This is a genomic window from Pseudomonas sp. 67(2021) (genome assembly GCF_017491835.1).
Taxonomy (GTDB): domain Bacteria; phylum Pseudomonadota; class Gammaproteobacteria; order Pseudomonadales; family Pseudomonadaceae; genus Aquipseudomonas; species Aquipseudomonas atacamensis.
Map to the genome: position 1 here is coordinate 65,246 of NZ_JAFGYL010000002.1, position 25,582 is coordinate 90,827.

The following is a 25,582-nucleotide window of genomic DNA, read 5'->3' on the forward strand; positions in this document are numbered from 1 at the left end:
TCGAGACAGCCTGGCCAAGGCAGTAAATTGAATTCCAGGTGGAAAAGGATGGTCATCTTTCAAGAGATGAGAGATGACAAGCACAAGGACCCTCAAATGCTCGGTCGTAAGATGCCCAAAACCCCGGGGCATGACGCCGCACGAACCGCTCCCATCAAAGCTGCCAGCGAGATCGCCGCTTTCCGCCTGACAGTCATCTTCATGCTGACGGTCATTCTGGCGTTTCTCGGCGTGGAAGGATGGCGAACCTGGCGTGACTACCATGCAGCCTTCTCGTCGGCGCGTGATTCGGTCACCAACCTCGCGCGGGCAACCGCGCAACATGCCGAAGACGCCATCCGCCAGGTCGATGTGCTGACCGCCGCGCTGGGCGAGCGCGTCGAAGGTGATGGCCTGCAAAACATAGACGTACCGCGCATCCACAACTTGCTGGTCCAACAAGCCAAGTTGATGCCGCAGTTACATGGACTGTTTATCTACGGCCCGGACGGCAAATGGATTGTCACCGACAAGGAAATGATCCCGGACCCGGCGAACAATGCCGATCGCGACTACTTCCAGTATCACCGCGCCAACACTGATCGAAATGTGCGTATCGGTGATGTCGTCAAGAGCAAATCCACCGACGACCTGATTATCCCGATTTCCCGCCGCTTGAATAACCCGGACGGCTCCTTCGCCGGCGTGCTGCTTGGCACCATCAAGGTCAGTTACTTTGTCGACTATTACGGCGATTTCAAGATCGACGACAAGGGTGCGCTGGTGCTGGCATTGCGCAACGGAACCATTCTCGTGCGGCGTCCTTTCATCGCTTCGGTAATCGGTCAGAGCCTCGCCGACAGTGAGGTGTTCAAAAACTACCTGCCCTTTTCCAGTCAAGGGATCGCCGAGGTCCGAGCGGTCGTCGACGGCACCCAGCGTCTGTATGGTTACAGAGCTTTGAGCACCTACCCGCTGGTGGTCGAAACCGGCCTTTCCCGCGAATCGATCATTGCGCCGTGGCGCTGGGACCTGATCAAAACCGGTTTCGTGTTGATGTCGGTGATTACCGCGTTCACGGTCTTCGGACTGATCGTCTTGAGGCAACTGCGTCAACGGATGGTGATGGAAAAGGATCTGCGCCGGGCACACCAGGCCATGAAGGACATGGCTTTGACCGACAGCCTGACCGGGCTGGCCAACCGTCGGCGACTGGACACTGCCTTGATTGACGAAATTCGCCTGGCCAGACGCCAGGGTTCGTCGATCTCACTGATCATGATCGATGTCGATCACTTCAAGCTCTACAACGACAGCTACGGGCACGCGGCAGGTGACGATTGCCTGAGCGCCGTCGGCCAGGCGATTGCGCAAGCAGTAAAACGGCCGGGTGATCTCGCCGTGCGCTATGGCGGCGAGGAGTTCTCCGTGCTGCTGCCCAACACCGATATACGTGGGGCGGCGCTTGTGGCTGAGGAGATTCTTGAGGCCATTCGATCCTTGCGGATGGAGCACAAAGCCCATCCGCTGGGTCACGTCACCGCCAGCGCAGGTATTGCGGTTGGCAAGCCGTCCGAACATGAAGTGAGCCCCGCCACTCTTATCGAGTCGGCTGACAAACTGCTTTATGCCGCGAAGCAGAAAGGCAGGGATCGCTACTGTATCGGCGAGGAAGTGCTCGGCGCCTAGCCACCGCTCTTCAACGGGAGCGCAGCATCACGGCTGCGCGAACCCGCTGGACGCCAAACACCGTCATGCGCAGAAATTCCTGGTGACTGACCGGCAAGTGCTGGCAGTCCAGGCCGCGCTTGAGTTTGCTGTGGTCGACATCAGGATCGTGCGAGTAAACGAAGTCCTCGTCGCACCCGGTGATGATGACCCAATGCGGCGCTTTCAAGCGGGTGAATCGGTAGCTGCTGATCAGCACCAGCGGTTTGTATCCGGCCGCCAACGCCTCGCCGATCTGCAGATATTCACCCAGCACCTGCTCGACTTGCGTGGCCGCCAGGTCTTGGGCAAAGCCGTCCTCGACCAGTTTCATGATCGACTTCTTCTCCGTGCTGCGTACGCCGTGAAGAAAAAGCGAGCCCGCGTGACTGACCTCAAGGCGCACATCGAAACCGCGCCGCCAGGCCGCCAATGCCAGACCCCGAGGACTACAGCCACCGTGCCCCGCCGTCATGAAAATGGTGGTTGCCTCGCGCCACAGCTGGATTTCCTCCGCTCGGGTCATGGCACGGGTCGGATCGATGGCAGACATCGCCATCAGCAAGCACGCGGCGCCGCAGGTGAACTCGGTGGTTTGCTGGTAGTAAGGCACTTGGCGCGCGGGCGCTGGTGTTTCGCGCAGAATGCGTTTCTCGTAGCGCAACGCTTCGCAGTGATCCTCGTAGTAGTCCTCGACGCTGGCAAAGCGCTGATAGCCGTTGGCTTCGTAGAGGCGAATGGCAGCGCTGTTGTCCGCGCGCACCTCCAGGCGCAGCCATGCGCAGTTGCGCGCCAATGCGCAGGCCTGGGCCTGTTCCAGCAGACGCTGGCCAAGCTCATGACCGCGCCACGCTGGGCTGACCGCAATCGAATACAGGCGTCCAAGTGAGGTGCCACGGTGAAAAAGCACCAGCGCGTAACCACAAAGTGTTGCGCCCGAGGTGACGACAATCAGCGCGGCATTCGCTCGACTGAGCATCCAGCTGAAGTTGCGCTGATTCAACCGGTCGAGGGTAAAACACACCCGCTCCAATTCGACCAGATCGTCGATATCGTCAGTGGATGCAAAGCGAAAATCAAAAGACATGACCGCACCGTAAAGTTTGAGTAACGAACCGGGACAGACCGAAAGGCCCGTGATTTATTGAAGCGGCGTCTTCTTCAACAGGGATTCATTACTCATGTCAGCGGTGCAAGCCAACGTGAACGAAGTATTAGACAAAACCGAGCATTCGACAATCTCCCTCAGCGAGGAACCTCCCAGTCTCAAACCCTCGGGAAGTCGATTGCTCATACTGGTCGAACGCAAGGATGACTGGGCTGATTACCTGCCCAGCGAGAGCCTGATGCTGGCGCAGGATTACCTTGAACACAGCGATGATTTTCCTCATCGCACCCAGGTCATCAACCTCTGCCGCAATTACAAATACCTCGGTCAGGGCTATTACTGCTCATTGCTCGCCGAGGCGCGTGGGCACAAGGTTTTTCCCTCGGTGCGCACCGTCAGCGAGCTGGCGCGCAAAGCGCTTTACGGGGTCGGGCTGAATGATCTGCAACGCACCCTGGAGCGGGCGCTGGCCAACCATCCATACGGCGAAACCGAGGCGTTCACGCTGTCGCTGTACTTCGGCAAGGCCTCGATCGAGCCGCTGCAAGAGATCGGCCGTCAACTGTTCGAGGCGTTCCCCTGCCCTATCCTGCTGGTTGAATTCCGCCGTGGTGAGAGCTGGCAGATCGCAGGCATCAAAGCCGGAGCGCTGCACAAGCTTCGCGACGAACAGCAGCATGTCTTCGCTGACGCACTGGACGCGTTCAATCGCAGAACGTGGCGTCAGCCCGCTTCAAAACGCGTGGCCCGCTACGACCTGGCCATCCTGCACGATCCTGACGAAGCCCTGCCGCCGTCTAACCCCGAGGCATTGCAGCGCTTCATCGCGGCAGGCGAACAGCTGGGTATCGATGTCGAGCTGATCGAGAAAAAAGACTACGCGCGTCTTGCTGAATTCGACGCGCTGTTCATCCGCGAAACCACGCGAGTGGACGATCACACCTATCGGTTTGCCAAGAAGGCTGAAAGCGAAGGCCTTGTGGTGATTGACGATCCGTCGTCGATCCTGCGCTGCACCAACAAGGTCTATCTGGCCGACCTGCTCAAGCGTCGCGGGCTGGGCATGCCGGCAACGGAAATTCTCTACAAGGATCGTCCGCAGGAACTCGAAAACGTAGGGCGTCGCCTCGGTTTCCCCCTGGTGCTGAAAATCCCCGATGGCTGCTTTTCACGTGGTGTGATCAAGGTCGCCGATGCGCAAGCGCTGGCCACAGCCGCACAGGAGTTATTCGAACACTCGGTGCTGCTGCTCGCGCAGGAGTACTGCTACACCGAATACGACTGGCGCGTCGGCGTGCTAAATGGCGAAGCGCTGTATGCCTGCCGATACTTCATGTCCAAGGGGCATTGGCAGATTTACAACCACAAGGCGCTGCCCGGCGAGATCAACGGAATGTGCGAGGCGGTGCCCGTCGAGCAAGCTCCGCCCGCAGTCGTGCAGCTCGCCGTACAGACGGCGCGGCTGATCGGCGACGGCCTCTACGGCGTCGACCTCAAGCAGGCGGGCGATCGGGTTTTGGTCATCGAAGTGAACGACAACCCCAACCTCGATGCGGGTATCGAAGACGCGGTGCTGGGCGACGAACTTTATCGGCGCGTGCTGCAAGCGTTCACGCAAAGGCTCGAGCTCAAACACCGTGGCCAAGCGTGGTGAGCAATGATTGAAGGCTATTGCATTGACTGCGGCGCCCTGCACAGGACATCTGGAGAACAGGCGACTGTCTGGCTGTGTGTCGCCCCGGACGCAGCCGAGCAACTGAATTTGCACAGACGCCTGGGCATTGGCCCACAAGCGATAGAGTCGTCGCTGGACCCTGACGAAGTGGCCCGCATCGAGGTCAAGCCTGATCACCTGTTTATGATCTGGAAGCGCCCGGAAAGCTTCGACGGGCGCGCATTCAACGTTTCGTCCTTCGGAGTGGTGCTGAGCGAAAAACGCTTGGTGGTCATTTGTGCGAGCAACTCGCTGCTTTCGGGGTTGGAGCACGATGCGCAAATGACCGGGCCGCTGGACGTGCTGATGGCGTTGCTCGCAGAAAGTGTTCACCACTATCTCGGGCATTTGCGCGTGGTCAAACAGATCGCTCGGGAGATCCAACAGCAATTCACCCGGGCGATGGACAATCAGCAATTGGCACAGATGTACAACCTGAGCGAAAGCCTCGTGTACTACGTCAATGCGATTCAAAGTAACGGAGCGGTGTTGACGCTGCTGCGCAACCACGGCCAGCGTCAGGGCTTCAGCGACAGTCAACTGGCTGCGCTGAACGATCTGATCGTGGAAAACGAACAAAGCTTTCAGCAGGCCAGAATTCACGCCAAGGTGTTCGCCAACCTCATCGAATCCCACGGCAACCTTGCCAACAACAGCATGAACCGGGCGCTGCGCAAGCTGACGCTGATCAACGTCGTATTCCTTCCCTTGAACCTGATCGCCAGCATCGGTGGCATGTCGGAGTTCAGCATGATGACGTCCGGCGTTCCCTGGTGGATGTCTTTTCCCGTGCTGATCGCCTGCATGGGCCTCGTGGGCGCGGGGATGGTGCTGGTATTGCGGCGCATGGCCTGAATCCAGAGCACATTCTGCCAACGCCTGCGCCGCATTCGAGCGTCAGTTAGTCCGGCTGACCACCCGGATATGCGTAATCCCTACCCGCTCGGCCTGCTCGAGAATCTGTTCTGGCGTCGAATCCGCCGTGGGCATGACCAGGCTGTTTTCCGCATCGCCCAGATGCAGTTCCAGCAGATGCATCGCCGCGTCGTGCTCGGCCAGTTGCGCTTCCTTGAGTTCGAGCAGATAAGTACGAGGCTCGCCGTTGAAACGGTATTCGATGTGATAGGTGTACATGATGTCGTCCGCGTCGGTGGGAAAAGGCAGTGTTTATCCTGACGCGACGGTCAGCTTTTAGTTCAACCTGACTGCCATTTTGCGTTTGCAAACAAACTTTTTGCGCAGCGAAGCGTCCTCTTCTTAACTCTCCATAACAGCTGATCACAGCTAAGGACTGGCAATGACCTTTTTCATCTTCCTCTTGGCCTGCGCGGCGGCGGCAACCACTGGCGTGATGTTCAAACCCGGCCCGTGGTATGAATCGCTGACCAAACCCTCTTTCACCCCGCCCAACTGGGCCTTTCCGGTAGCGTGGACGATCATCTACCTGCTGCTGGCCTGGGCCGGCTATCGCCTGAGCCTGATCCCCGGCAGCCAAACGGTGCTGGCCTTGTGGGCCGCACAGATCGCCCTGAACACGCTGTGGACGCCGGTGTTCTTCGGCGCGCATCAGGTGCTGGCGGCGCTGGTGATTCTGGCGGTGTTGTGGGTGGTGGTCGCGGTGATGGTGGTACTCGCGCTGCAACTGGACGTGGTCACCGGGCTGATTCTGTTCCCGTATCTGGCGTGGCTGTGCGTCGCGGCAGCGCTGAACTGCTCGATTCTGATGAAGAATCGCCTGTGAGCGACTTCCCATGGCCGCAAGGCGAGCGCGATCTGGCGCAGGTTCGCGCGTTCAACAAAAAGCTCGCCTGGCTGCCGCGTTTCAAGATCCGCAATCGCCTCACCCCACGGCTGATACAGGCGTTGCTGCGGGCGGGTCAGCTCGGCGGCGACGGCAAGCTGCGCCAGCATGGGCTGACCGCCGAACGGAAGATCATCGACACGGTGCCCGTGCGCATCATCCGTCCCAAGGGCAAAACCAGAGGCGTGGTGCTGGATTTCCATGGTGGCGGCTGGGTGATCGGCAATGCGCAGATGAACGACAACTTCAACATCGCCATCGTCAACACCTGCGACGTGGCGGTGGTGTCGGTTGATTATCGGCTGGCGGTGTCGACGCCAATCGAGGGCTTGCTGGAGGACTGTCTACGGGCCACTCGCGGCATCTTGAACGATGGCGAATTTGCCGGGCTGCCCGTAGTCGTCGTCGGTGAATCGGCCGGTGGGCATCTGGCGGCGGCCACCCTGCTCGCGCTCAAGTCTTCGCCGCAACTGCTGCAACGGATCTGCGGCGCGCTGCTGTATTACGGCGTCTACGACCTGACCGGCACACCCAGCGTGCGCACCGCGCCCGCCGAAACTCTGGTGCTCGACGGCCCCGGCATGGTCGAAGCGTTGCGCCTGCTCACGCCGGACATCAGCGACGAACAACGACGCCAGCCACCGCTGTCGCCGCTGTACGGCGATTTCAGCGGACTGCCACCAGCGCTGCTGTTTGCCGGCGACCTCGATCCGCTGCTGGATGACACGCGGCTCATCGCCGAGCACTGGCAACACGCGGCGCCGGTGGAGATGTACGTGCTGCCGGAGTGTCCGCATGGCTTCATTCACTTCCCGACCGCCACTGCTGACCATGTGCTGGCTTACAGCCGCAAGTGGATCTCGGCGCGAGTGGCAAGCTACTCAGTGAAATCCGCCGAGATCAGCCCGGCGCTTTCGTAGCTGCCGATTGCATGGCGAGCGGTAAAAAACGAGACAAACAAAAGGCGCCCTCACCGGCGCCTTTTTTGTTTGCGCTGAACCCTGCGCGATCGTTCACCCCATGCCGATTGTGGTTCAAACCGTAAACAGTCTTTACCCGATCCGCGCCTGTTTCCCCCGCCAGCCGCCGCATAGAGTTTGTTCCAGCAGCACACTCAACCAGCAAAGGAACATCCTCCATGAAAGTCTCAATGCTCGTCCTCGCACTCTTCGGCTTCAGCTCGGTGGTCATGGCTCAGGACTCGACTACCACGCCACCCGTCGAGCAATACACCTACGCCAGTCACCTCGACGTCGCCAAAATCATCTCGGAAGATCCCGTTCCGGATGTCTGCGCCGTAGTGCCGGTGCACATGACTTATCAGGATTCTCAAGGCAAACAGCACATCCTGCAATACGAGGTCATGGGCAGCGGCTGCAGCAACGGTTGAACAGGCCAATACCTCGCACACCCATTGCGTCTCAGAGTTGGCTCGCTGAGACGCAAATGCTTTACCGCTTCAATCGATCAGCGCCTGAGCAGTGCTCGCCAACTGCGCGCCCACCCGGGTTTTCAAGGTATCGATGAATCGCGTGATCTTCGCATCGACAAACTGGCGAGACGTGTAGACCGCGTAAACATTGCGCTCGTAGGTGTGGTAATCGGGCAGCACCCGCACCAGCCTGCCGGTACGCAAATCGTCGATCGCCGTGAAGCCTGCCAACAGACCAATCCCCGCCCCTTCGCGAATGGCCACGGCCATTGCGTCCATATCGTTCACGCTGAAACTCGGCCCGCTCGGGATGAACGTCGCATCGCCCGCCTTGCTTTTGAGCTGCCATTCATCACGCACGTAATCCACGGTACCAAGCAGCAGGCATTGATGATCGCAAAGCTGCTCCGGTGTTTCGGGTGCGCCATGCCGCGCCAGGTATTGCGGAGAGGCCACCAATACGCAGTGACTGACGCCGATCTTCTGGCTGACATACGCCGAATCCGGCAGCGTTCGCGCGATCAGAATGGACACGTCCAACTGATCCTCAAGCAGATTGGGCATGCGTTGGGAGAGCATCAAATCGACGGTCACTTCGGGAAACGCCTGGCGATACTCCAGCACCGCGCCGGTCACCAGTTGCCGGGCCAGTCCGGGCACGCAGTGCACCCGTAACGTCCCTCGTGGTTGCAAGGCGGCATTGCTCGCCTCGGCTTCGGCGCTTTCCAGGTCAGCGAGAATCTTCACGCAGCGCTCATAAAACCGCCGGCCCGCGTCGGTCACAGAGAGACGCCGAGTGGAGCGCTGCAACAGGCGAGTGTCGAGCACGTTTTCCAACGCCGAGACCGCACGCGATACGTTGCCAACGGTGGAGTCGAGATGGTTGGCCACGGCAGTGAAACTGCCCATCTCGACTACCTTGATGTACACCGACATGTTTGAAAATTTGTCCATCCTGATCGTCCTGTAGACCTGCCACTCACTGCGGATAACGTCGGATGCTACACGCTCGCTCCCGCGCTCGATATTACCTTCTGGGACAACAATGATTCCCTCGTGGCCGGCTAAATCAAACGGCACGCCTTCCATAGACTGGATTCCACGGGACGCCTGAACCGCTGCGTACAAGGCGCCGAATGAATCCTCAACCATGAAGGCGACATCCATGAACACTCTTTACGATCCGCTCTATCTCTTCATCGGTGGTCAATGGCTCACCGCCCAAGACCGCGCGACCGCCGCCGTGGTCAACCCGGCAACCGGCGAGGAAATCGGTCAGGTCCCACTCGCCACCGCAGACGATCTGGATCACGCCCTCGAAGTCGCTCGACTGAGCTTCGACCAATGGCGCCAGACCGTGCCGGACCAGCGCGCAAAAATCCTCAAGCGCGCCGCCGACCTGATCCTCGAACGCGCCCCGCACATCGCTGCGCAAATGACGCTGGAAGAAGGCAAGCCACTGCGCGAAAGCCTCGATGAAGTGACCCGTGCGGCGGAATATTTCGAGTGGTTCGCCGAAAGCGCACGACGCATCGACGGCCGTGTCGTCCCGGCCAATCGTCCGGGTGTACTGCAACTGGTCAAACGCCAGGCAATCGGCCCTGTGGCAGCGTTCACACCGTGGAATTTCCCGGCCATCACCCCGGCGCGCAAGCTCTCGGCAGCGCTGGCCGCCGGTTGCAGTGTGGTGCTCAAGCCCGGCGAGGAAAGCCCCTCCACCGCGCTGGCCCTGGCCCGGGCGCTGGACGATGCCGGCTTGCCCAAAGGCGTGCTGCAAGTGGTGTTCGGTGTGCCGGATCAAGTGTCCAGCCATTTGATTGCCTCACCGATCATTCGCAAAGTGACCTTCACCGGTTCGGTGCCGATCGGTCGGCTGCTCTCGGCCCGCGCTGCCGAAGGCGTCAAGCCGATCACTCTGGAACTGGGCGGCCACGGCCCGGTGCTGGTGTTTGCCGACGCCGACATCGAAAAGTCAGCTGTGGAAGGCGTCGCCAATCGCTTTCGCGGCACCGGTCAGGTGTGCATTTCCTCGACTCGTTTTCTTATCCAGCGTGAGGCCTACGCCGAGTTTGTCGAGCACTTCGTCGCAGCCACCCAAGCGTTGAAAATCGGCGATGGCATGGATCCGCAAACCCAGGTCGGCCCTCTGGCGAACCCACGGCAACTGGCGAAGATGGAGCAACTGATCGCCGACGCCGTCGAGAAAGGCGCACGGGTGCTGGCCGGTGGCGAAGCGTTGCCGGGCGCAGGCTTCTTCTTTCAGCCCACCGTATTGGCCGATGTGCCGATGAGTGCGCGAATCATGCACGAAGAACCCTTTGGCCCCATCGCGATACTGATGCCTTTCGATGAGATGAGCGACGGCCTGCAAGAAGCCAACCGCCTGCCCTACGGCCTCTCGGCGTACGCGTTCACTTCCAATGCGCGCACCGCAATCGACGTCGCCGATGGCCTGGAAGCCGGAATGATCGGCATCAACCAGTACCGCATCGTCGCCACCGAACTGCCCTTCGGCGGCATGAAGGAAAGCGGCCACGGTTCCGAAGGCGGCATCGAAGGCATAGAGCACTATCTCACCAACAAATTCATCAGCCAGGTTTAAGGGGATTTCCATGTCGACTATCGATTTCAGCAGCCCACGCGAAGCCGCCCGCGCCTTCACCCCGAAACTGGCGCAATTCGTGGACTCAACGCTGTACCCGCAGATCTGGAGTGACCCCGCCTTGTCACCCCGCGACCGCAGCCTGATCACTGTCGCTGCGCTGATTGCCGGCGGCCACTGTGAAGAATTGCCCGCGCACCTGCGCCGCGCTGTCAGCAATGGCGTGAGCCATGAAGAGTTATCGGCGGCGATCACTCACCTGGCCTTCTACGTCGGTTTCCCGGGCGCCATCACCGCCTCGGCCATCGCCAATGCCACCCTTGCCGACACGGAGCAACGCTGAGATGAAAGCCATCAAGCTGAAAGAATTCGGTTCGGCAGAAGTGCTGCAACTCGGCGAAGCGCCCAACCCTGAAGTACGCCCGACCGACCTGCTGGTGCGCGTCTACGCGGCCGGCGTGAACCGTGCCGACCTGACCCACCGAACCGGCGGCTACGGCCATGCGAACTTCGGCGACTCGTTGATCATCGGTCTGGAGATTGCCGGGGAAGTGCTGGAGACCGGCAGCGAGGTGAGCGGATTCGCCGTCGGCGACCGGGTAATGGGCGTGGTCGGCGGCGGCGCCTACGCCGAACTGGCGCGCATCGACTACCGCATGGCCATGCCGATTCCGGCGCAGCTCGACTATGTGCACGCCGCGGCGATTCCCGAAGTGTTTGTCACCGCCCACGAAGCGATGCTGCACCTGGCCCGACTCAAGTCAGGCGACTCGGTGCTGATCCATGCCGCCGCCGGCGGCGTTGGTTCCGCTGCCGTGCAACTGGCCTACGCCACAGGCGCCACGGTGTACGCGACCACCGAAGGCAGCAAATTGTCGCGCGTCGAACATCTGGGCGCCGACGTGGCCATCGACTACAAGACCGAGGATTTCGCCGCAGTCATCGCCGACAAAACCCAAGGGCGCGGCGTCGATGTGATCATCGACTTCGTCGGCGCGCCCTACTTCGCCCGCAACATCGCCTCGCTGACCCACGGCGGCCGCCTGGTGCAGGTCGGCATTCTTGGCGGCGGCGGCAAGGTCGACGTGGAGCTGGAGCAAATCCTCTACCGGCACCTGCAAATCATCGGCACGGTGATGAAGTCGCGCACCCAGCCGGAGAAGCACGCGATGATCCAGCGCTTTCGCGACCACTGGCTGAAACGCTTCGCCGGCGCTGCGAGTCTGGAACCGGTGGTGGACAGCACCTTTCCGTTGTCCCGCGCAGCCGATGCCCATCGGCGGATGGAGTCTTCGCAGAATGTCGGGAAGATTATTCTGACGATGCAGGCCGAGGATTTGCGTTAAGACAGACATAAAAAAGGCCAGTCAGTTGAGCTGACTGGCCTTGGTTTGTCTGACGTTTTCGCTGATCAGCTCACCTTGATCACAACCTTGCCAAACGCCCCCTTCGCCAGATGCTCATAGGCATCGCGCGCCTGTTCGAATGGATACACATGGTCGATCACCGGCCGAATGTCGTGCTCGGCGAGGAACACGTTCATCCGGTCGAACGATGAACGCGGTGCCACCGCGATGCCGCGAATGGTGGTCTGGCGGAAGATCAGCGGCATCAGGTTCAGCTCGACAGTCTGCCCTGTCAGAAAGCCGATCTGCGCTATCCGCCCCGAAGCCTTGGTCGCTGCTACCGACTGATTGATGCCATTGCCTCCCGCCACATCAAGCAGCAGGTCCACACCCTTGCCCTCGGTGAGTTTCAGCACCTCGTCCGCCCAGTTCGGCGTGCTGCGGTAGTTGATACCGGCGACCGCGCCCAGACGTTTTACCGCGTGCAGGTTTTCATCGCTGCTTGAGGTAGCGATGACTTTGGCGCCCAGCGCGGTGGCGATCTGCACGGCGAAAATCGATACGCCGCCGGTGCCCTGCACCAACACAGTCTGGCCCGGTTGAATAGCGCCGAAATCCACCAGCGCATACCACGCGGTGAGTGCGGCGATTGGCAGCGTCGCCGCCTGTTCATCGCTCATGTTGGCCGGCGCGCCGACGGCGCTGTCCTCGTGAATGATCATGTACTCGGCGAGGCCACCGGGCAGCGGCGAACCGAAGCAATAATCCGGCTCGTTCGGCCCCGGCTCGCCGTCAAGCCAGCGCGAGTACAGATGCGAATTGACCCGGTCGCCGACCTTGAAGCGTGTCACGCCGTCGCCGATCGCAACCACCGTGCCGGCGGCATCGCTGACCGGAATCAACGGTTTTGGCACCATGTGCGGCTCATAGATGCCGTCAACGATGGCCTTGTCGCGAAAATTCAGCGACACGGCGCCGACCTTGACCAGCAGCTCGCCAGCCTTGGGCTGCGGTGTTGGCGTCTCGCCGAGTTGCAGATTTTCGAGCCCGAAATCTTTCAGTAACCACGCTTTCATGGTGAGTCTCCAAATCCGTTATTGGCCGCAACCCTCAGCAGGTTTGCCTTGGGGCCATGATTGGCTTTTACAGCAGCGCAATAAATGCTTGGAAAAAGACATGATTGTTCTATCCTCAGGCAATAAATCCATACGCTGAAACTTGCCGAGAAGTCATGGAATTACTGCAATCGATGCGCCTGTTCGCCCGGCTGGCGGAGCTAGGCAGCTTCACCAAAGCCGCTGAGTCGCTGGACATCGGCCGGCCGCAGGTCACTCGCTATATTCAGGAACTGGAAACATCGCTGGGCGTGCGCCTGTTCCAGCGCACTACGAGGAAAGTCGCACTCACCGCCGAGGGTGAGCTTTTCTATCAGCGGGTCCAGGAAATTCTGGCCGAGATCACCGCCGCCACCACGATGTTCGATCGCACCGGAGCCACGCTGTCCGGCCGCCTGCGCATCGATATCCCCACTGCGTTCGCGCAACTGGAATTCATCAAGAGCCTGCGCGAATTCACCGCCACCTACCCCGGCATCGACATGGTGCTGGGCGTCACCGATCGTGCGGTTGATCTGGTCGGCGAAGGCATCGACTGTGCGCTGCGCATCGGCGAGCTGCCCGACTCAACCCTGATCGCCCGCCCTATCGCCTTGGCGACCATGGTCACCTGCGCCGCGCCCGAATACCTGCGCGACCACGGCACGCCGGAAACGCTTGGAGATCTGGCGAACCATCAAGGCGTGAACTTTCTCTCGGGCCAGAACAACCGCACCTTGCCCTGGCAGTTTTCAGTTGAGGGCAAACAGAAAAGCTACGTCAGCCGCAAAGGCATAACCGTCACCGAGTCGAACGCTTACGTGCAGTGTGGCGTGTCGGGCTTCGGCATTATCCAGGCGCCGGGCATCGCGGTCGCCGAGCATTTGGCTAGCGGTGCTCTGGTGGAAATTCTGCAACCGCTGCGCCCGACGCCTCGGCCGGTATCGCTGCTGTACCCGAGCCGCACGCATTTGCCGGCGCAGGTGCAGGTGTTTATCGAATGGCTGCAGGTGCGGTTTGTGCAGTTGTATGCGGGGTGGGTAGAAGGTTGAATCTGGCTTTATCGCGCAGTTTCTGCAGCGTGCGCACCTAGGATTTAACACTGATCCCGCGAGCAGCAAAGACTTCACGCGCAGCCGTTATACCGTTCAAGGCACTGGGAAACCCTGCGTATACCGTCATTTGCAAGATCACATCGACCACCGCCTCCGGTGTGCACCCGACGTTCAGGGCGCCGCCGATATGCACTTTCAGTTGTGGCTGGGCATTGCCCAATGCGGTCAGTGCCGCAACGGTTGCCAGCTCACGAGTGCAGTGATCGAGCCCGGGGCGGGCGAAGACATCGCCGTAGGCAAAACTCAGAATCCATTCCGCAAGCTCTGGAGCAGTATCCTTCAATGAATCAACCACTGCCTGACCAGGTCCGCCAGTAATCTGCGTCAGAGCGGCTTCTCCGCGCGCTCGACGATCAGTCATCTCCACGGGCGCTGCGACACTGGTCACGCTGGCGCCGATCAATGTGGCGGACAGCAAACGATTGAAACCGGGAAGTTTACGGATCATGGTGATGCTCCTTTTGCTCGAGTTGGTGATAGATCTGAATCTTGTTATCCAGAACCTCCAGGGACTGGCTCAACTGGCTGATCTGCGCTTGCACGTCCCGGCGATGCTGCTCGAGAAGTTCGCGGCGTTCTGCCAGGGTCGAGTCGCCTGATCGACGCAATTCGGCATACCGCAGCATTTGCTGGATCGGCATTCCGGTCGCCTTCAACCTGAGCAGAAACTCGGCCCACAGCACATCCTTCTCGGCGTACACCCGGTGGCCATTGCCACCGCGCCCAACCGGATCGAACAGCCCGATGCGCTCGTAATAGCGGATCGTGTGCGCGCTCAAATCAAGGCGCTTGGCCAACTTTGAAATTGTCAGTTCTGGATTCATGTCATCACCGTAAAGGTTTGAGCGCGCTCTAAGTCAATGGCTATTTTCCATCAAGCAGAATCAGGCAAATCGCCGACAGTATCCGCTTAACGCCGACACCGCCCTGCCCCCTAATCTGAACCCATGCAGAACACACTACTGCAACGGGTTAACCAGAGCCTGATCTGAACGACCCGGACCTCAATCGAAATTTGACCGGAGTCACCGCCATGAAAACTGTAAGCCAACTGATCGCCGTCGCCACCTTCGCCCTCAGCGCCAGCGCATTCGCCGTACCGAGCAATCAGGAAGATCGTTTCTTCACCCAGGTCAGCGAACCACAGCAGACTGTTGCTGCCGATGGCTCGGAACGTACGCCCCAAGGCCAGGCTCTGGCTGAAAACGGCCGCAACCGCCTCGAGGAACACGGCCTGGTTGAAGACGGTTATGACAAGACCCCACAAGGCCAGGCCATCGCTGCCGACGGCTCAGACCGCACCCCGCTGGGTGAGGCCCTCGCCGCTGATGGATCGGACCGTACACCGGGTCGTCGCGCAGCTTAAGCGCGTGTTGCCGAGACAAGAAAAGTCCTGCAGGTTTGAAACCCGCAGGACTTTTCCTTTTTTTGAGGCAAGACCTGGAAAACCCTATTGATAGGAACAGGCAATACTTCGATCCGATTCGGCATCGTCCGCCAGCGTTATCCGCCCTAGCATGACTTCTCTAATTGCCTGCTGGAGTACAGATTCATGAAGACCCTTTTCATCACCGGTGTCAGCAGCGGCTTCGGCCAGGCGCTGGCCAAGGAAGCGCTCGCTCAAGGTCACAGGATTATCGGCACAGTGCGCAGTGAATCCGCTCTGGCAGCCTTCGAAGCGCTGTCGCCCGAGCGCGCGCATGGGGTGGTGCTGGACGTTACCGATTTCGATGCCATCGATGGGGTGGTTGCATCAGTGGAGGATCGTCACGGCCCGGTGGACGTGCTGGTCAACAACGCAGGTTATGGCCATGAGGGGATTTTTGAAGAGTGCTCTCTGGAAGAAATGCGCCGCCAGTTCGACGTCAACGTGTTCGGCGCGGTGGCGGTGACCAAGGCGTTCGTCGCGTATTTCCGCCAGCGCCGCGCGGGGCATATCCTCAATATCACTTCGATGGGCGGCCATATCACCATGCCCGGGATCGCGTACTACTGCGGCAGCAAGTTCGCTCTGGAGGGGATTTCTGACACCTTGAGCAAGGAGCTTGCGCCCTTCAATATTTTTGTCACCGCTGTGGCGCCGGGGTCATTTCGCACCGACTGGGCAGGCCGCTCGATGCAGCGCACGCCGCGTAGCATCAGCGACTACGATGCAAGCTTCGATCCGGTGCGCAAGGCTCGAGAGGAGAAAAGTGGCCATCAGTTGGGCGATCCGCAGAAAGCTGCACGGGTCATGCTGACGATTATCGACAGTCCAAACCCGCCGGCTCACCTGCTATTGGGCAGTGATGCGCTGGCGCTGGTGCGTGACAAATTGCAGCGCACGGCGGAGAGTATTGAGCAATGGGCAGCGCTTAGCCGCTCGACGGATGGCTGAAAGTCAAAAGCACCCTCACCCCAGCCCTCTCCCGGAGGGAGAGGGAGCCGATCGCGGGTGGATTCAACCCCGCGTTCGGCACGATATTACAGGTCGGCGTAGTACCAGAAAGCACCACGGTCAGTCCCCTCTCCCTCTGGGAGAGGGCTAGGGTGAGGGCTCTGTCTGACACCCCGCCAATCAGCCAGACAGGTTCAAACCCGCCTTTTCACAAGGAAACCCACAGCCCATGCCGAAACCGAAAGACCTCATCACAGCGCGCATGGTCCAGTTAATGAGCCAGCTCGCCCCGCTGGAGGGTTACAACCTGAGCCCGCTAGACGATGTGCGTTTCCTGCGTTCCAACCGACCGCTGACCCGCACGCCGGTGTTGTACGAACCGGGCGTGGTGATCCTTTGTCAGGGGCGTAAACGCGGCTATCTCGGCGATGAAATCTATGTCTACGACGCCCAGCATTATCTGGTGGTGTCGGTGCCGGTACCCTTCACCATGGAAACCGACGCCAGCGAAGCCGAGCCAATGCTCGCGGTGTACGTGCGCCTGGATTTCGCTTTGGCTGGCGAGCTGATTCAGCAGGTCGATGAACTGTGGGATTTCCCCAGATCCCAACCGATGGGCATGTACGCCTCGCCGCTCGACGAACCGCTACGCCGGTCAACCCTGCGTTTTCTTGAAGTGATGAGCGACGATGCCGACGCGCAAATCCTCGGCCCGGCGATGCTGCGCGAGCTCTACTACCGCATCCTCACCGGCGAACAAGGTGGCACCCTGCGCGCCGCCATCGCCCAACAACGCCAGTTCGGCAAAGTGACCCGCGCCATCCACAAGATCCACAGCTGTTATCACCAACATCTCGACGTAGAGACCCTGGCAGAGGAAGCGCAGATGAGCGTGCCGAATTTTCACCTGCACTTTCGCAAGGTTACCGATTCCTCGCCGATGCAGTATCTGAAGTCGACGCGGCTGCACCAGGCGCGATTGCTGATGCTGCGTAACGACCTGACTGCGGCAAAAACTGCATTTCTGGTCGGCTACGAAAGCGCCTCACAATTCAGCCGCGACTTCAAACGCCTCTTCGGCCGCACACCCCTGGCGGAAGTTGCGTGGATGAAACAGGCCTATGCGCTGCCGGCACCGACGACTGCTTCGCCGTTTGTGTCGTCGCACTGACTTCACCCGCGTCTTGAACAAACAGAAATCCACATTGAAGGGAAGAAAGTGAATCTGAGAGCTGAGATCGAAAACGCATTTGGACCCCAGGCATTCGCCCGCCCGCTTTTCTATTCCTGGCCCGGAGGATTGCGTTTCGAACTCTCCGAAACGGGCGGAATGATCGAGCAATTCCTGACCGCTATGCGCAAATCCATAACCATCTGCGGCGACGTTTTCCAAGGGGACGAATCGTTTGTCGCATGCCTGCGCATTCATTCCGGTCGCAATCGATTCGCCCATCGCAGTACTCTTCGCGCCCTTAAATCTGCTGGCATCGATACTCCATCAGCGCTGTGCATCTGGAGCGAAGAAATAGATAACGAAGAATGGTTCAGTGAGGAAGAGCCGGAATATTGGGTCAACGTCGCCTTCGAAGCGTCTGTGGCGAGCATTCAAGCATTACTCTGGTGCGCATTGGCCAAGGACTTCGGTGCTATCCAACCGCGTGCGAACTGTGCTGTCTACCTGTTCAATCTGCCCAAGCGAGTCATGGTCTTTCCCTATGACGACCGAGGCATGGACGTGGTTGGAGCCAACACCGAACTACTTTTGCAGCTTTATCAACGACATCATGCCTGGTTGCTCGACCATGACCGCGCAGCGATGGAAGCCACATTCGGCAGGCTGAAACGTTAGGTGAACGCTATCGTTTCAACTTCTTCGCCATGATGATCGTGCGCTCCGTCTGATGAAACTCATCTCTGATTTTCTTGAAGCCGAGCGAAGCATAGAAGCCTTCTGCGGTGACTGAGGAAGGAACGCGCAGCAGATTGAAACCTGTGTCCATGGCGAGTGATTGAATGCTCTTCATCAGCTGTCTTCCGACACCCATTCCTTGAAAGTCCGGGTCGACAAAAACGCTTCGAACAACGTCTCGATCGAGACTTGCCGTTGCGACGATTTGACTGTCGAGCGTAGCGACCAGCACCTGACGCTCAGTCAAAAAACGAAGGATCTTCGAGGGCGAAAAACTTTCAATCACTCGATCGATGATTTCGGGAGGATAGTCCCGAGCATTGCTCTCACGGAGCGTCTTGATGATCGTTTCACTGATAGCCGATGCATCCGCATCTCTCGCGATGTGAATTTGAATATCCACCCAGTAGCTCCTTGCTTGTCCGCTCCGTGTACAGCACTTATCGCAGCAAATTCCCCATCCGCATAGTGCTTGCCCCCTTCTGTGTTTCCCCGCCCAATCAAACAGGTCAGCCACCTGCATCAGGATGGGATCATGAACACCACGGCCATTCCCGAAGGTTTCACACCATTCACCCGCAGCAGTCCGTTGCTGGATCTGCTCGGCCCGATCTACGCCAGAGGCCACGGCCTGCAATTGGAACTGGGCTTGCTGACCGACTCCCGCCACGCCAATGGTCGCGGCACTTTGCATGGTGGTGTATTGGCGACTTTGGCCGATGTCGGGATGGGCTACGCCATGGCCTTTTCCAGCGATCCGCCGCAGCCGTTGATTACGGCGAGCATGACCCTGGATTATCTCGGGGCGGTGCAAATCAACGAGTGGCTCGAAGTGCGTCTTGAACACTCCAAAAAGGGCCGCCAACTGGCGTTTGCTGGCGTCAGTCTGCACGTAGGTGAGCGAACGGTCGCGCGCGCCAGTGCCGTGTTCGCGGTGCCGCTGAGCTGAAGCGCGAAACCTCAGTCTGACGCTTCAGAATCATCCCGCGCTGGAACAGGAATTTGCCATGAGGGTTTCTTGCCGACCTGGCTATCGAACGTGCGTCGCGCTTGGCGGAAACCCTCGACGTTTTCCACCACCCAAGTCCAGATCGGCGACATCCGCACCAGCAAGCCCATGCCCAATGGCGTCAGCTCGTACTCGACGTGCGGCGGCACCTGGTCGAGCTCGCGCCGGGTCAGCAGGCCGTCGCGTTCCAGCGCACGCAGGGTTTTGGTCAACATGCGCTGAGTCACGCCGGTCATCTGCCGTTTGATCTCAGCGTGACGCATCGTGCCGTACACCCCCAAGGCATGCAGGATGCCCAAAGACCAGCGACTGCCGGCGTGCGCGAGCACTTCGCGGCGCACGCCATCATCGTCTCGTCTGAGCGTCTGGCAGATTGCTTCTGCCTCACTGAGCGCTTGCTGATCAGTCATTTCTTCACTTGGTATCACGCGTGTGCCTTCTTCTGAGTGCTGCCCGATCGTGCCAGCATTTGCCGATCTTACATGCAGATCTCAGGAGACATCATGACCGAATTGAGCCACCCTTCCCCGCAATCCATTCTTGTCCTGGGCGCAGGCGAACTCGGCCTGCCGGTTTTGCGCAACCTTGCGCGAGTGGCAAAGCGCTCGCCCGGCAGCACGATCAGCGTCCTGCTCAGGGCCTCGACGATCGACAGTCAGTTGCCGGCAAAGAAAGCCGAAATCGATGAACTGCGCAGTCTCGGCGTGCAGATGGTGGCGGCAGATCTGGTCAACGATTCGATCGACCAACTGGCCGAAGTCTTCGCACCTTTCGATACCGTCATCGGCTGCGCCGGCATGGTCGCTGGTCGTGAGACGCCGATGAAGCTGGCGACCGCTGCGCTCAAGTCGGGCATCAAACGCTACTTTCCCTGGCAGTTTGGCGTGGACTTCGAAGTGATCGGCCGGGGCAGTCCGCAGGATCTGTTCGATGCTCAGCTCGACGTGCGCGAACTGCTGCGCGCGCAGGACAAAACCGAATGGGTGATCATCTCGACCGGCATGTTTACCAGTTTCCTCTTCGAGCCGGTGTTTGAAGTCGTTGATTTCGACAACGACACCGTTAACGCCCTGGGCAGCCTGGACACCAGCGTGACGCTGACGACCCCGGACGACATCGGCAAACTGACTGCAGAAATCGTTTTCTTCGAACCGCCTTTTCGCAACGAGATCGTGTATCTGTCGGGCGACACGCTGACCTATGATCAGGTCGCGGGCCTTCTCGAACGCGTGCTCGGACGGCCCTTCAAGCGTAACGTCTGGACGGTGCCGCACCTGATGCAGGAACTGGAAAAAGACCCCACTCACCACATCAAAAAATACCGCGCGGTGTTTGCCCAAGGTCGAGGTGTGGCGTGGCCGAAAGCGGGCACGTTCAATGAGCAGCGGGCGATACAGGTCACGACGGCCGAGCAGTGGGCGCGGGAAAATCTTGCGAACGAGTGAAAGCAGATTTTGCGCAGCGGGGCGTTGTGGGCGCTTTATACTCCCGCAAGCACCAGCTCCGCTGCCCGCTCACCAATAACGACACACGGCGCCATCGTGTTGCCAACGGTAATGCGCGGCATGATCGAGGCATCTGCAACGCGCAGCCCATCGATCCCGTACACGCGCAATTGGTGGTCAACCACCGACAGCGCATCGCGGCCCATTTTTGCCGTACACGACAGGTGCCAGTAGGTCATCGCCGAGTTGCGGATGAACTGTTCCATAGCGCGACGCTCTCTGGGACCGGGCACGACTTCGCGCTTGATCAGCCCATTGAAGGCCTGGCTGTTGCCGAGTGCGCGGCACAGTTCGATCGACGCATATGCCGCTGCCATGTCCTCGGGTTCACTCAGCGAGTTCGGCTCAATGATCGGTGCATCCAGCGGCCCTGCACCCGATAGCCGCAGGCGTCCGCGACTGGCCGGTCTGGCCAACCCGGCGAACATCGTCCAACCATGTTCCGGCGGTTGAATGGCGACCTCAGGCGGAGACGGTACCGCAAATGCCAGCTGACACTGCAACAGATCCGGGGCTTCCAGGCGACTGTCGCTTTTCCAGTACAAGGTGGTTTCGCATCCGCTGCCAGCGAACGCCTGGGGTTGTCGGTACTCCCACGTACACCCGAAAGCCAGGTGATCCTGCAAATTCTCGCCGACACCGGGCAAATGAACGACCGGTGCGATGCCGTGTTTTCGCAGTTCATCCGCCGGACCGATGCCCGACTGCATGAGCACTTTCGGTGATTGCACCGCGCCCATGGACAGAACGACTTCAGATGCGGCATGAAAGCGGCGCCGCTCGCCGGCGATCAACACTTCGACACCGACGGCCCGGGTGCCGACCAGCAACACGCGGGTCACCAACGCCCCGGTCAGCACCGTCAGGTTCGGACAGTGCAAGCGTGGCCGGATGTAGGCGTCGTAAACCGACTCGCGCTTGCCCTGTTTGATGCGCAAGTCGGTGACAGCGATCCCTCCTGCGCCTTCCATCATCTCGCCATTGGGACTGTCGAATCGTGGGATGCCCAGATCGCCACCCGCCTCCAGCGTTGCCAACGCAAGGGGTTGAGGTGTGGCCGGCTGCTCGACATGTACCGGCCCACCTGAACCACGCCGGGTGGCGTCCGGGCTGCCTTGCCAGTTTTCGATCCTGCGGTAGTAATCGAGCACCGATGCGTAGCCCCAGGCCGGGTCGCCAGACTCGGCAGCGAAATGCTCCCAATCGGCGCGATGGCCGCGCGACCAGACCATCACGTTGATGCTCGAACCACCGCCGAGCCCCTTGCCCATGCTCAACGGTAGCCGTCGACCGTTCAAGCGTGGATCGGCTTGGCCCGCGAATGCCCAGTCGCGCGCGGAGCCGAGGTTCAGCGGCCATTGCGCCGGTTCTGTCACCTCGGGGCCCGAATAGTCTTCGCCGGCCTCAATCAGCAGAACTCGTGCGCCTGACTCATCGGCAAGCCGCGCAGCGACCACGCAGCCCGACGTGCCGGCACCACAGACAATGAAGTCATAGTCGTGATCGCTCCGAAGATTCATACGCCCGCTCCCCTTCGATGCCGCGATCACTGTTCAGCAACGCCGTGCACGGCCTGGAGAATCACCGCCGCGACTTGCGCCGGCTGCGACTGCTGCGGGACATGGCTGGACTTCACCTCGGCGAGGGTCGCACCGATGCGCTTGGCGGCAGACCGCTGGACGTCGGGATGAATCATCCGGTCTTCGGTAGCGAGCAGGTACCAGGACGGCTTGGTTTTCCAGGACGAAACGGTGGTTTTATCTTCGAAAGCCGAGGCCTTGATCGGTCCTTGCGTGGCAGTCATGACGGCAGTTTGCGCGGCCGGCAGATCCTGAGCGAAGTCCTTGGCCATGCCTTCGGGGGTCAGATAGAGGAAGCCGTTACCGTCAGCCTTGATCTGACTGATGCCCGGCGGCGTCGGCGCACCTTTGCCCTGTTCGCCACTGGTTTGCCCGGCCTCTGGCGCGAAGGCGGCGACATACACCAGCGCGCTGACTTTCTGGTCGCTGCCAGCCTCGGTGATCACCGTGCCGCCCCACGAGTGACCGACCAGCACCACCTTGCCCTGCTGGTTGTTCAGCGCGCGGCGCGTGGCGGCAACGTCGTCAGCCAGCGAGGTGAGCGGGTTTTGCACAACGGTAACGGCCACGCCTTTGGCTTGCAGCAGTGGCACCACTTTGGCCCAGTCGGAACCGTCGGCGAAGGCGCCGTGTACGATCACCACCGAAGGCGTTGTATCCTGCGCATGGCTGGCGCCGGCCATGAAGGTACTGGCCAGGGCAAAGGCGACGGTGGCGAATTTCGATTTGATTGTTTTCATTGGATGAGCTCCTGTTCGGGAGTTCAGATTCTGCTGACTGGCCTGCGATGTGGGCATCGGTCAATTATCCGACCCCGGGACATTTTTCATGGATAGTGGCTTGCAACTGGACATCTCGCTGGACGGCGCATTGGCAACCATCGCCCAGGTCGGTGACCTCAGCATGGGGCAACCGCTCGGTCACTCCCGGCGCGTTGCCGCTTTGGCGCGGATGCTCGCGCAGGCATGCCATGGCGACGGTGAGCATCTGCAGGTTGCAGAGCAGATTGCCTTGCTGCGCTGGTCTGGGTGCACAGCCAACGCCGAAGGCTTTGCCGACCTGCTGGGCGACGACGTCGATGGTCGCCGCGCAATGCTCGATCTGACCCTGGGCAATGAACAGATGAACGCGGTGCATCAGGCAACCCCGCTGGCCGTGGTGCACTGTGAAGTGTCAGGTGCAATCGCCAAAACCCTCCAGCTCGGAACCGCCGTCGAAGCGGGCCTGTGTCGGGTGTTCGAAACTTACGACGGCACTGGCCGACCGTTGGGCGTAAGCCATGAACACATCCCGGAGGTCGCCTATCAGGTGGTCATGGCCGGTGATTTGGATATTCTCACTCGCGCTCACGGCCTGGACGCGGCGTTGCGCTGGATCAACGAGCAGTCGGATCGGCGCTATCCAGCGTCGCTGGTGTCGTTGCTGGTGGCCAATGCCAAGGACTGGCTGGCGGATCTGGAAACGCTTTGCACAAAAGTTGAACCCGCGCCTGAGCAGCGTCATGTCTCACTGACTTTGGTCGGAGACATCATTGACTTGAAGCTGCCATGGCTGGCCGGGCATTCGCGTCAGGTCGCGCATGTTGCCATGGAAGCTGCGCGCCTGTGGGGGCTGAGTGAGCCGACGCTGACAGACATTGGCAAGTCCGCGCTGATTTACGGTCTCGGCCGCGCAGCCGTTTCCAATCATCTTTGGAATAGCCCAGGGCCGCTGCCCTACGGTGCGGCAGAGCGAGTGCGCCTGGTGCCTTATTGGACGCAACAGGCGCTCCGACCGGTAGCGGAATTGGCCGCGCCCGCCGAGATAGCCACCCACGCTTATGAACGACTCGACGGCAGCGGCTATTTTCGCGGGGTGGCGGGTGATGCGTTGAGTGCTGGACATCGACTGCTTGCTACTTCGGTCGCCTGGGTGGCGTTGAGGCAGGCCCGGCCCTGGCGATCAGCCCACGACGAAGCCGCAGCAGCCACGCTACTCAAAAAGGATGCTGGCCGTGGTCTGTTCGATAACGATGTCTGCGAAGCGGTCATTGCTGCCGCCAGTGGCGAGCGTCGCCTGCGGCAACCCAAGCCTTCGCTGCTGACAGCCCGTGAGTGCCGCATTCTCCTGGAAATCAGCCGTGGCGCCAGCAACAAACAAGTCGCGCAACTGTTGGCTATCAGTCCGAGCACGGTGCGCACGCACATGGAAAGCATCTTTCGCAAACTGCAATGTTCGACCCGGGCAGCCGCCACTCTGAAGGGGCTGACACTGGGCTTGATCGCCTGAGTCCACCCGGTCAAGCCTGATCAGCCTGCCTGGCGCGAGCCAGTTCGATGAATGCCCTGGCGGCCGCAGAGGGATTGCGGCGGTTCGGGTAGTACAGGCACAACCTGTCTCGGGGCGGGGTCCAGTCCTCGAGTACCTGCACGAACTCGCCGGTGCGCATTTCGTCACGAACGTCCTGCTCCATGAAAAAGCCCAGCCCCATGCCCGCCTGCACCGCGACCTTGACCACGCTCGATTCATCCAGCGTAAGCGGACCGTTCACATCCAGACGGGTAACTTCTCCGTCCCGCTCGAAATACCAGGGGAAAATCGCCCCGTTCGGTAGTCGCACACGGATACATCGATGCCCGGGCAGATCGGACGGCGTGCGCGGTTTGCCGTGTTGTGCAAAATAACCCGGCGAACCGACCACCGCGTAACGTTGCGGCGGGCCGACAGGCACCACAATCACGTCGTTGGGCACCAGGCCTGCCGAGCGCACGCCGAAATCGAAGCCGTCAGCCACGATATCCACCAGCCGGCCTTCGGTTACAAGGTCAATATGGACTTTCGGATGCTGCTGCAAAAACTCGATCACCAGTGGCAGCAGCGCCGAACGCGCAGCGCTGGCGAAGGCGTTGATGCGCAACGTGCCCGAGGGCCCAGCGTTCTGCGAGCGCACTGCGTCGAGTGCCGCACGCAAATCCTGCAAGGCTGGCCCCACCTGTTCGAGAAACACTCTCCCCGCTTCGGTGATGGCGACGCTGCGGGTGGTGCGGTTGAACAGTCGCGATTCGAGGCGCGCTTCCAGTTGCGCAATGGTGTTGCTCAGCGCGGTGGTGGAGACGTCGAGATCAATGGCGGCCTGGCGAAACGACCCCCTTCGAGCCACGGCTATGACGGCGTCCAGTTCATTGAGGGCCAAGCGATCCTGAACCATGGATTGTCCTGTTTTTCGGGATAGGTCATTAAGGTTTGTCCCAGTTGAACAAACCATCTGTGGCGCAGCAAGATGACTCCAGTTAATCAATCAGGAGTCAGCCAATGAACCTTCAAC

Annotated in this window: 28 protein-coding genes; 17 read left to right on the top strand and 11 right to left on the bottom strand. The window is 60.1% G+C overall.

Annotated elements, in window-relative coordinates; genetic code table 11:
- Window positions 1-201 precede the first annotated feature (201 nt).
- Window positions 202-1,668, top strand: coding sequence for a sensor domain-containing diguanylate cyclase (locus J5M66_RS03850; RefSeq protein WP_243432901.1), 1,467 nt, complete (start codon window positions 202-204; stop codon window positions 1,666-1,668).
- Between the two features lie 10 nt (window positions 1,669-1,678).
- On the opposite strand, the gene J5M66_RS03855 is transcribed toward J5M66_RS03850, so the two are convergent.
- The gene (locus tag J5M66_RS03855) at window positions 1,679-2,773 is read right to left on the bottom strand and encodes a GNAT family N-acetyltransferase/peptidase C39 family protein (RefSeq protein WP_207807243.1); all 1,095 of its coding nucleotides are present in this window, start codon (window positions 2,771-2,773) and stop codon (window positions 1,679-1,681) included.
- A 94-nt stretch (window positions 2,774-2,867) separates the two neighbouring features.
- Here J5M66_RS03855 and J5M66_RS03860 point away from each other — a divergent pair, with 94 nt between their 5' ends.
- Together J5M66_RS03860 and J5M66_RS03865 are read left to right on the top strand one after the other, a co-directional pair.
- A complete protein-coding gene (locus J5M66_RS03860) occupies window positions 2,868-4,448 on the top strand; it encodes a RimK family protein (RefSeq protein ID WP_207807244.1) in 1,581 nt (526 codons plus the stop codon).
- 3 nt (window positions 4,449-4,451) lie between these two features.
- The gene (locus J5M66_RS03865; RefSeq protein ID WP_207807245.1) at window positions 4,452-5,363 is read left to right on the top strand and encodes a magnesium transporter CorA family protein; all 912 of its coding nucleotides are present in this window, start codon (window positions 4,452-4,454) and stop codon (window positions 5,361-5,363) included.
- 42 nt (window positions 5,364-5,405) lie between these two features.
- On the opposite strand, the gene J5M66_RS03870 is transcribed toward J5M66_RS03865, so the two are convergent.
- Window positions 5,406-5,642, bottom strand: a complete 237-nt coding sequence (locus J5M66_RS03870) for a hypothetical protein (protein ID WP_016774354.1) — start codon at window positions 5,640-5,642, stop codon at window positions 5,406-5,408.
- Between the two features lie 163 nt (window positions 5,643-5,805).
- Here J5M66_RS03870 and J5M66_RS03875 point away from each other — a divergent pair, with 163 nt between their 5' ends.
- The 3 genes from J5M66_RS03875 (at window position 5,806) to J5M66_RS03885 (ending at window position 7,699) form a co-directional block, all read left to right on the top strand.
- A complete protein-coding gene (locus tag J5M66_RS03875) occupies window positions 5,806-6,249 on the top strand; it encodes a TspO/MBR family protein (protein WP_041480509.1) in 444 nt (147 codons plus the stop codon).
- Window positions 6,246-7,229, top strand: coding sequence for an alpha/beta hydrolase fold domain-containing protein (locus tag J5M66_RS03880; protein WP_207807246.1), 984 nt, complete (start codon window positions 6,246-6,248; stop codon window positions 7,227-7,229). The genes J5M66_RS03875 and J5M66_RS03880 overlap by 4 nt, the downstream gene beginning before the upstream one ends.
- A 218-nt stretch (window positions 7,230-7,447) precedes the next feature.
- Window positions 7,448-7,699: a DUF2790 domain-containing protein gene (locus J5M66_RS03885; protein ID WP_039758903.1), complete on the top strand. Its 252-nt coding sequence runs from the start codon at window positions 7,448-7,450 to the stop codon at window positions 7,697-7,699.
- Between the two features lie 69 nt (window positions 7,700-7,768).
- Here the strand turns inward: J5M66_RS03885 and J5M66_RS03890 are convergent, their stop codons facing one another.
- On the bottom strand, window positions 7,769-8,695 hold the full coding sequence (locus J5M66_RS03890) for a LysR family transcriptional regulator (RefSeq protein WP_207807455.1): 927 nt from the start codon (window positions 8,693-8,695) through the stop codon (window positions 7,769-7,771).
- A gap of 211 nt (window positions 8,696-8,906) precedes the next feature.
- On the opposite strand from J5M66_RS03890, the gene J5M66_RS03895 reads away from it, so the two are divergent.
- The 3 genes from J5M66_RS03895 to J5M66_RS03905 are packed head-to-tail and all read left to right on the top strand — an operon-like array spanning window position 8,907 to window position 11,689.
- Window positions 8,907-10,343 carry an NAD-dependent succinate-semialdehyde dehydrogenase gene (locus J5M66_RS03895; protein ID WP_207807247.1) on the top strand — a complete coding sequence of 479 codons (1,437 nt, stop codon included), beginning with the start codon at window positions 8,907-8,909 and terminating at the stop codon, window positions 10,341-10,343.
- A 10-nt stretch (window positions 10,344-10,353) separates the two neighbouring features.
- Window positions 10,354-10,686 (top strand): carboxymuconolactone decarboxylase family protein, encoded by a 333-nt coding sequence (locus J5M66_RS03900; RefSeq protein ID WP_024012615.1) that lies wholly within the window; start codon window positions 10,354-10,356, stop codon window positions 10,684-10,686.
- 1 nt (window position 10,687) lies between these two features.
- A complete protein-coding gene (locus tag J5M66_RS03905) occupies window positions 10,688-11,689 on the top strand; it encodes an NAD(P)H-quinone oxidoreductase (RefSeq protein ID WP_207807248.1) in 1,002 nt (333 codons plus the stop codon).
- A gap of 65 nt (window positions 11,690-11,754) precedes the next feature.
- On the opposite strand, the gene J5M66_RS03910 is transcribed toward J5M66_RS03905, so the two are convergent.
- Window positions 11,755-12,765, bottom strand: a complete 1,011-nt coding sequence (locus J5M66_RS03910; RefSeq protein ID WP_207807249.1) for an NAD(P)-dependent alcohol dehydrogenase — start codon at window positions 12,763-12,765, stop codon at window positions 11,755-11,757.
- 155 nt (window positions 12,766-12,920) lie between these two features.
- On the opposite strand from J5M66_RS03910, the gene J5M66_RS03915 reads away from it, so the two are divergent.
- The gene (locus J5M66_RS03915; RefSeq protein WP_207807250.1) at window positions 12,921-13,835 is read left to right on the top strand and encodes a LysR family transcriptional regulator; all 915 of its coding nucleotides are present in this window, start codon (window positions 12,921-12,923) and stop codon (window positions 13,833-13,835) included.
- A 37-nt stretch (window positions 13,836-13,872) separates the two neighbouring features.
- Here the strand turns inward: J5M66_RS03915 and J5M66_RS03920 are convergent, their stop codons facing one another.
- Together J5M66_RS03920 and J5M66_RS03925 are read right to left on the bottom strand one after the other, a co-directional pair.
- The gene (locus J5M66_RS03920; RefSeq protein ID WP_123442795.1) at window positions 13,873-14,259 is read right to left on the bottom strand and encodes a carboxymuconolactone decarboxylase family protein; all 387 of its coding nucleotides are present in this window, start codon (window positions 14,257-14,259) and stop codon (window positions 13,873-13,875) included.
- Between the two features lie 76 nt (window positions 14,260-14,335).
- Window positions 14,336-14,722: a MerR family transcriptional regulator gene (locus J5M66_RS03925; RefSeq protein WP_016774345.1), complete on the bottom strand. Its 387-nt coding sequence runs from the start codon at window positions 14,720-14,722 to the stop codon at window positions 14,336-14,338.
- 209 nt (window positions 14,723-14,931) lie between these two features.
- Between J5M66_RS03925 and J5M66_RS03930 the strand changes: the two genes are divergently transcribed.
- The 4 genes from J5M66_RS03930 (at window position 14,932) to J5M66_RS03945 (ending at window position 18,124) form a co-directional block, all read left to right on the top strand.
- Window positions 14,932-15,264 carry a hypothetical protein gene (locus J5M66_RS03930; RefSeq protein ID WP_016774344.1) on the top strand — a complete coding sequence of 111 codons (333 nt, stop codon included), beginning with the start codon at window positions 14,932-14,934 and terminating at the stop codon, window positions 15,262-15,264.
- A 186-nt stretch (window positions 15,265-15,450) separates the two neighbouring features.
- Window positions 15,451-16,275, top strand: coding sequence for an oxidoreductase (locus J5M66_RS03935; protein ID WP_206420512.1), 825 nt, complete (start codon window positions 15,451-15,453; stop codon window positions 16,273-16,275).
- A 229-nt stretch (window positions 16,276-16,504) separates the two neighbouring features.
- Entirely contained in the window at window positions 16,505-17,446 is a 942-nt protein-coding gene (locus tag J5M66_RS03940; RefSeq protein ID WP_206420513.1) for an AraC family transcriptional regulator, read from the top strand.
- Between the two features lie 129 nt (window positions 17,447-17,575).
- Window positions 17,576-18,124 (top strand): DUF3885 domain-containing protein, encoded by a 549-nt coding sequence (locus tag J5M66_RS03945; RefSeq protein WP_243433097.1) that lies wholly within the window; start codon window positions 17,576-17,578, stop codon window positions 18,122-18,124.
- A 7-nt stretch (window positions 18,125-18,131) separates the two neighbouring features.
- On the opposite strand, the gene J5M66_RS03950 is transcribed toward J5M66_RS03945, so the two are convergent.
- A complete protein-coding gene (locus J5M66_RS03950; protein ID WP_024012608.1) occupies window positions 18,132-18,587 on the bottom strand; it encodes a GNAT family N-acetyltransferase in 456 nt (151 codons plus the stop codon).
- Window positions 18,588-18,719: 132 nt separating this feature from the next.
- On the opposite strand from J5M66_RS03950, the gene J5M66_RS03955 reads away from it, so the two are divergent.
- On the top strand, window positions 18,720-19,133 hold the full coding sequence (locus J5M66_RS03955) for a PaaI family thioesterase (protein WP_130888041.1): 414 nt from the start codon (window positions 18,720-18,722) through the stop codon (window positions 19,131-19,133).
- A gap of 11 nt (window positions 19,134-19,144) precedes the next feature.
- Here the strand turns inward: J5M66_RS03955 and J5M66_RS03960 are convergent, their stop codons facing one another.
- Window positions 19,145-19,603: a helix-turn-helix domain-containing protein gene (locus J5M66_RS03960; protein ID WP_016774338.1), complete on the bottom strand. Its 459-nt coding sequence runs from the start codon at window positions 19,601-19,603 to the stop codon at window positions 19,145-19,147.
- 93 nt (window positions 19,604-19,696) lie between these two features.
- On the opposite strand from J5M66_RS03960, the gene J5M66_RS03965 reads away from it, so the two are divergent.
- Window positions 19,697-20,638 (top strand): aromatic alcohol reductase, encoded by a 942-nt coding sequence (locus tag J5M66_RS03965; RefSeq protein WP_024012605.1) that lies wholly within the window; start codon window positions 19,697-19,699, stop codon window positions 20,636-20,638.
- Window positions 20,639-20,673: 35 nt separating this feature from the next.
- Here J5M66_RS03965 and J5M66_RS03970 read toward each other — a convergent pair whose 3' ends face one another.
- Both J5M66_RS03970 and J5M66_RS03975 read right to left on the bottom strand, forming a co-directional pair.
- Window positions 20,674-22,218 carry a GMC family oxidoreductase N-terminal domain-containing protein gene (locus J5M66_RS03970; protein WP_207807251.1) on the bottom strand — a complete coding sequence of 515 codons (1,545 nt, stop codon included), beginning with the start codon at window positions 22,216-22,218 and terminating at the stop codon, window positions 20,674-20,676.
- Between the two features lie 26 nt (window positions 22,219-22,244).
- Complete coding sequence (locus tag J5M66_RS03975; RefSeq protein WP_206420516.1) at window positions 22,245-23,018, bottom strand: alpha/beta hydrolase; 774 nt, start codon at window positions 23,016-23,018, stop codon at window positions 22,245-22,247.
- A gap of 88 nt (window positions 23,019-23,106) precedes the next feature.
- Between J5M66_RS03975 and J5M66_RS03980 the strand changes: the two genes are divergently transcribed.
- A complete protein-coding gene (locus J5M66_RS03980) occupies window positions 23,107-24,546 on the top strand; it encodes an HD domain-containing phosphohydrolase (protein WP_207807252.1) in 1,440 nt (479 codons plus the stop codon).
- A 10-nt stretch (window positions 24,547-24,556) separates the two neighbouring features.
- Here J5M66_RS03980 and J5M66_RS03985 read toward each other — a convergent pair whose 3' ends face one another.
- Window positions 24,557-25,465, bottom strand: a complete 909-nt coding sequence (locus tag J5M66_RS03985; RefSeq protein WP_123442736.1) for a LysR family transcriptional regulator — start codon at window positions 25,463-25,465, stop codon at window positions 24,557-24,559.
- Window positions 25,466-25,582 lie beyond the last annotated feature (117 nt).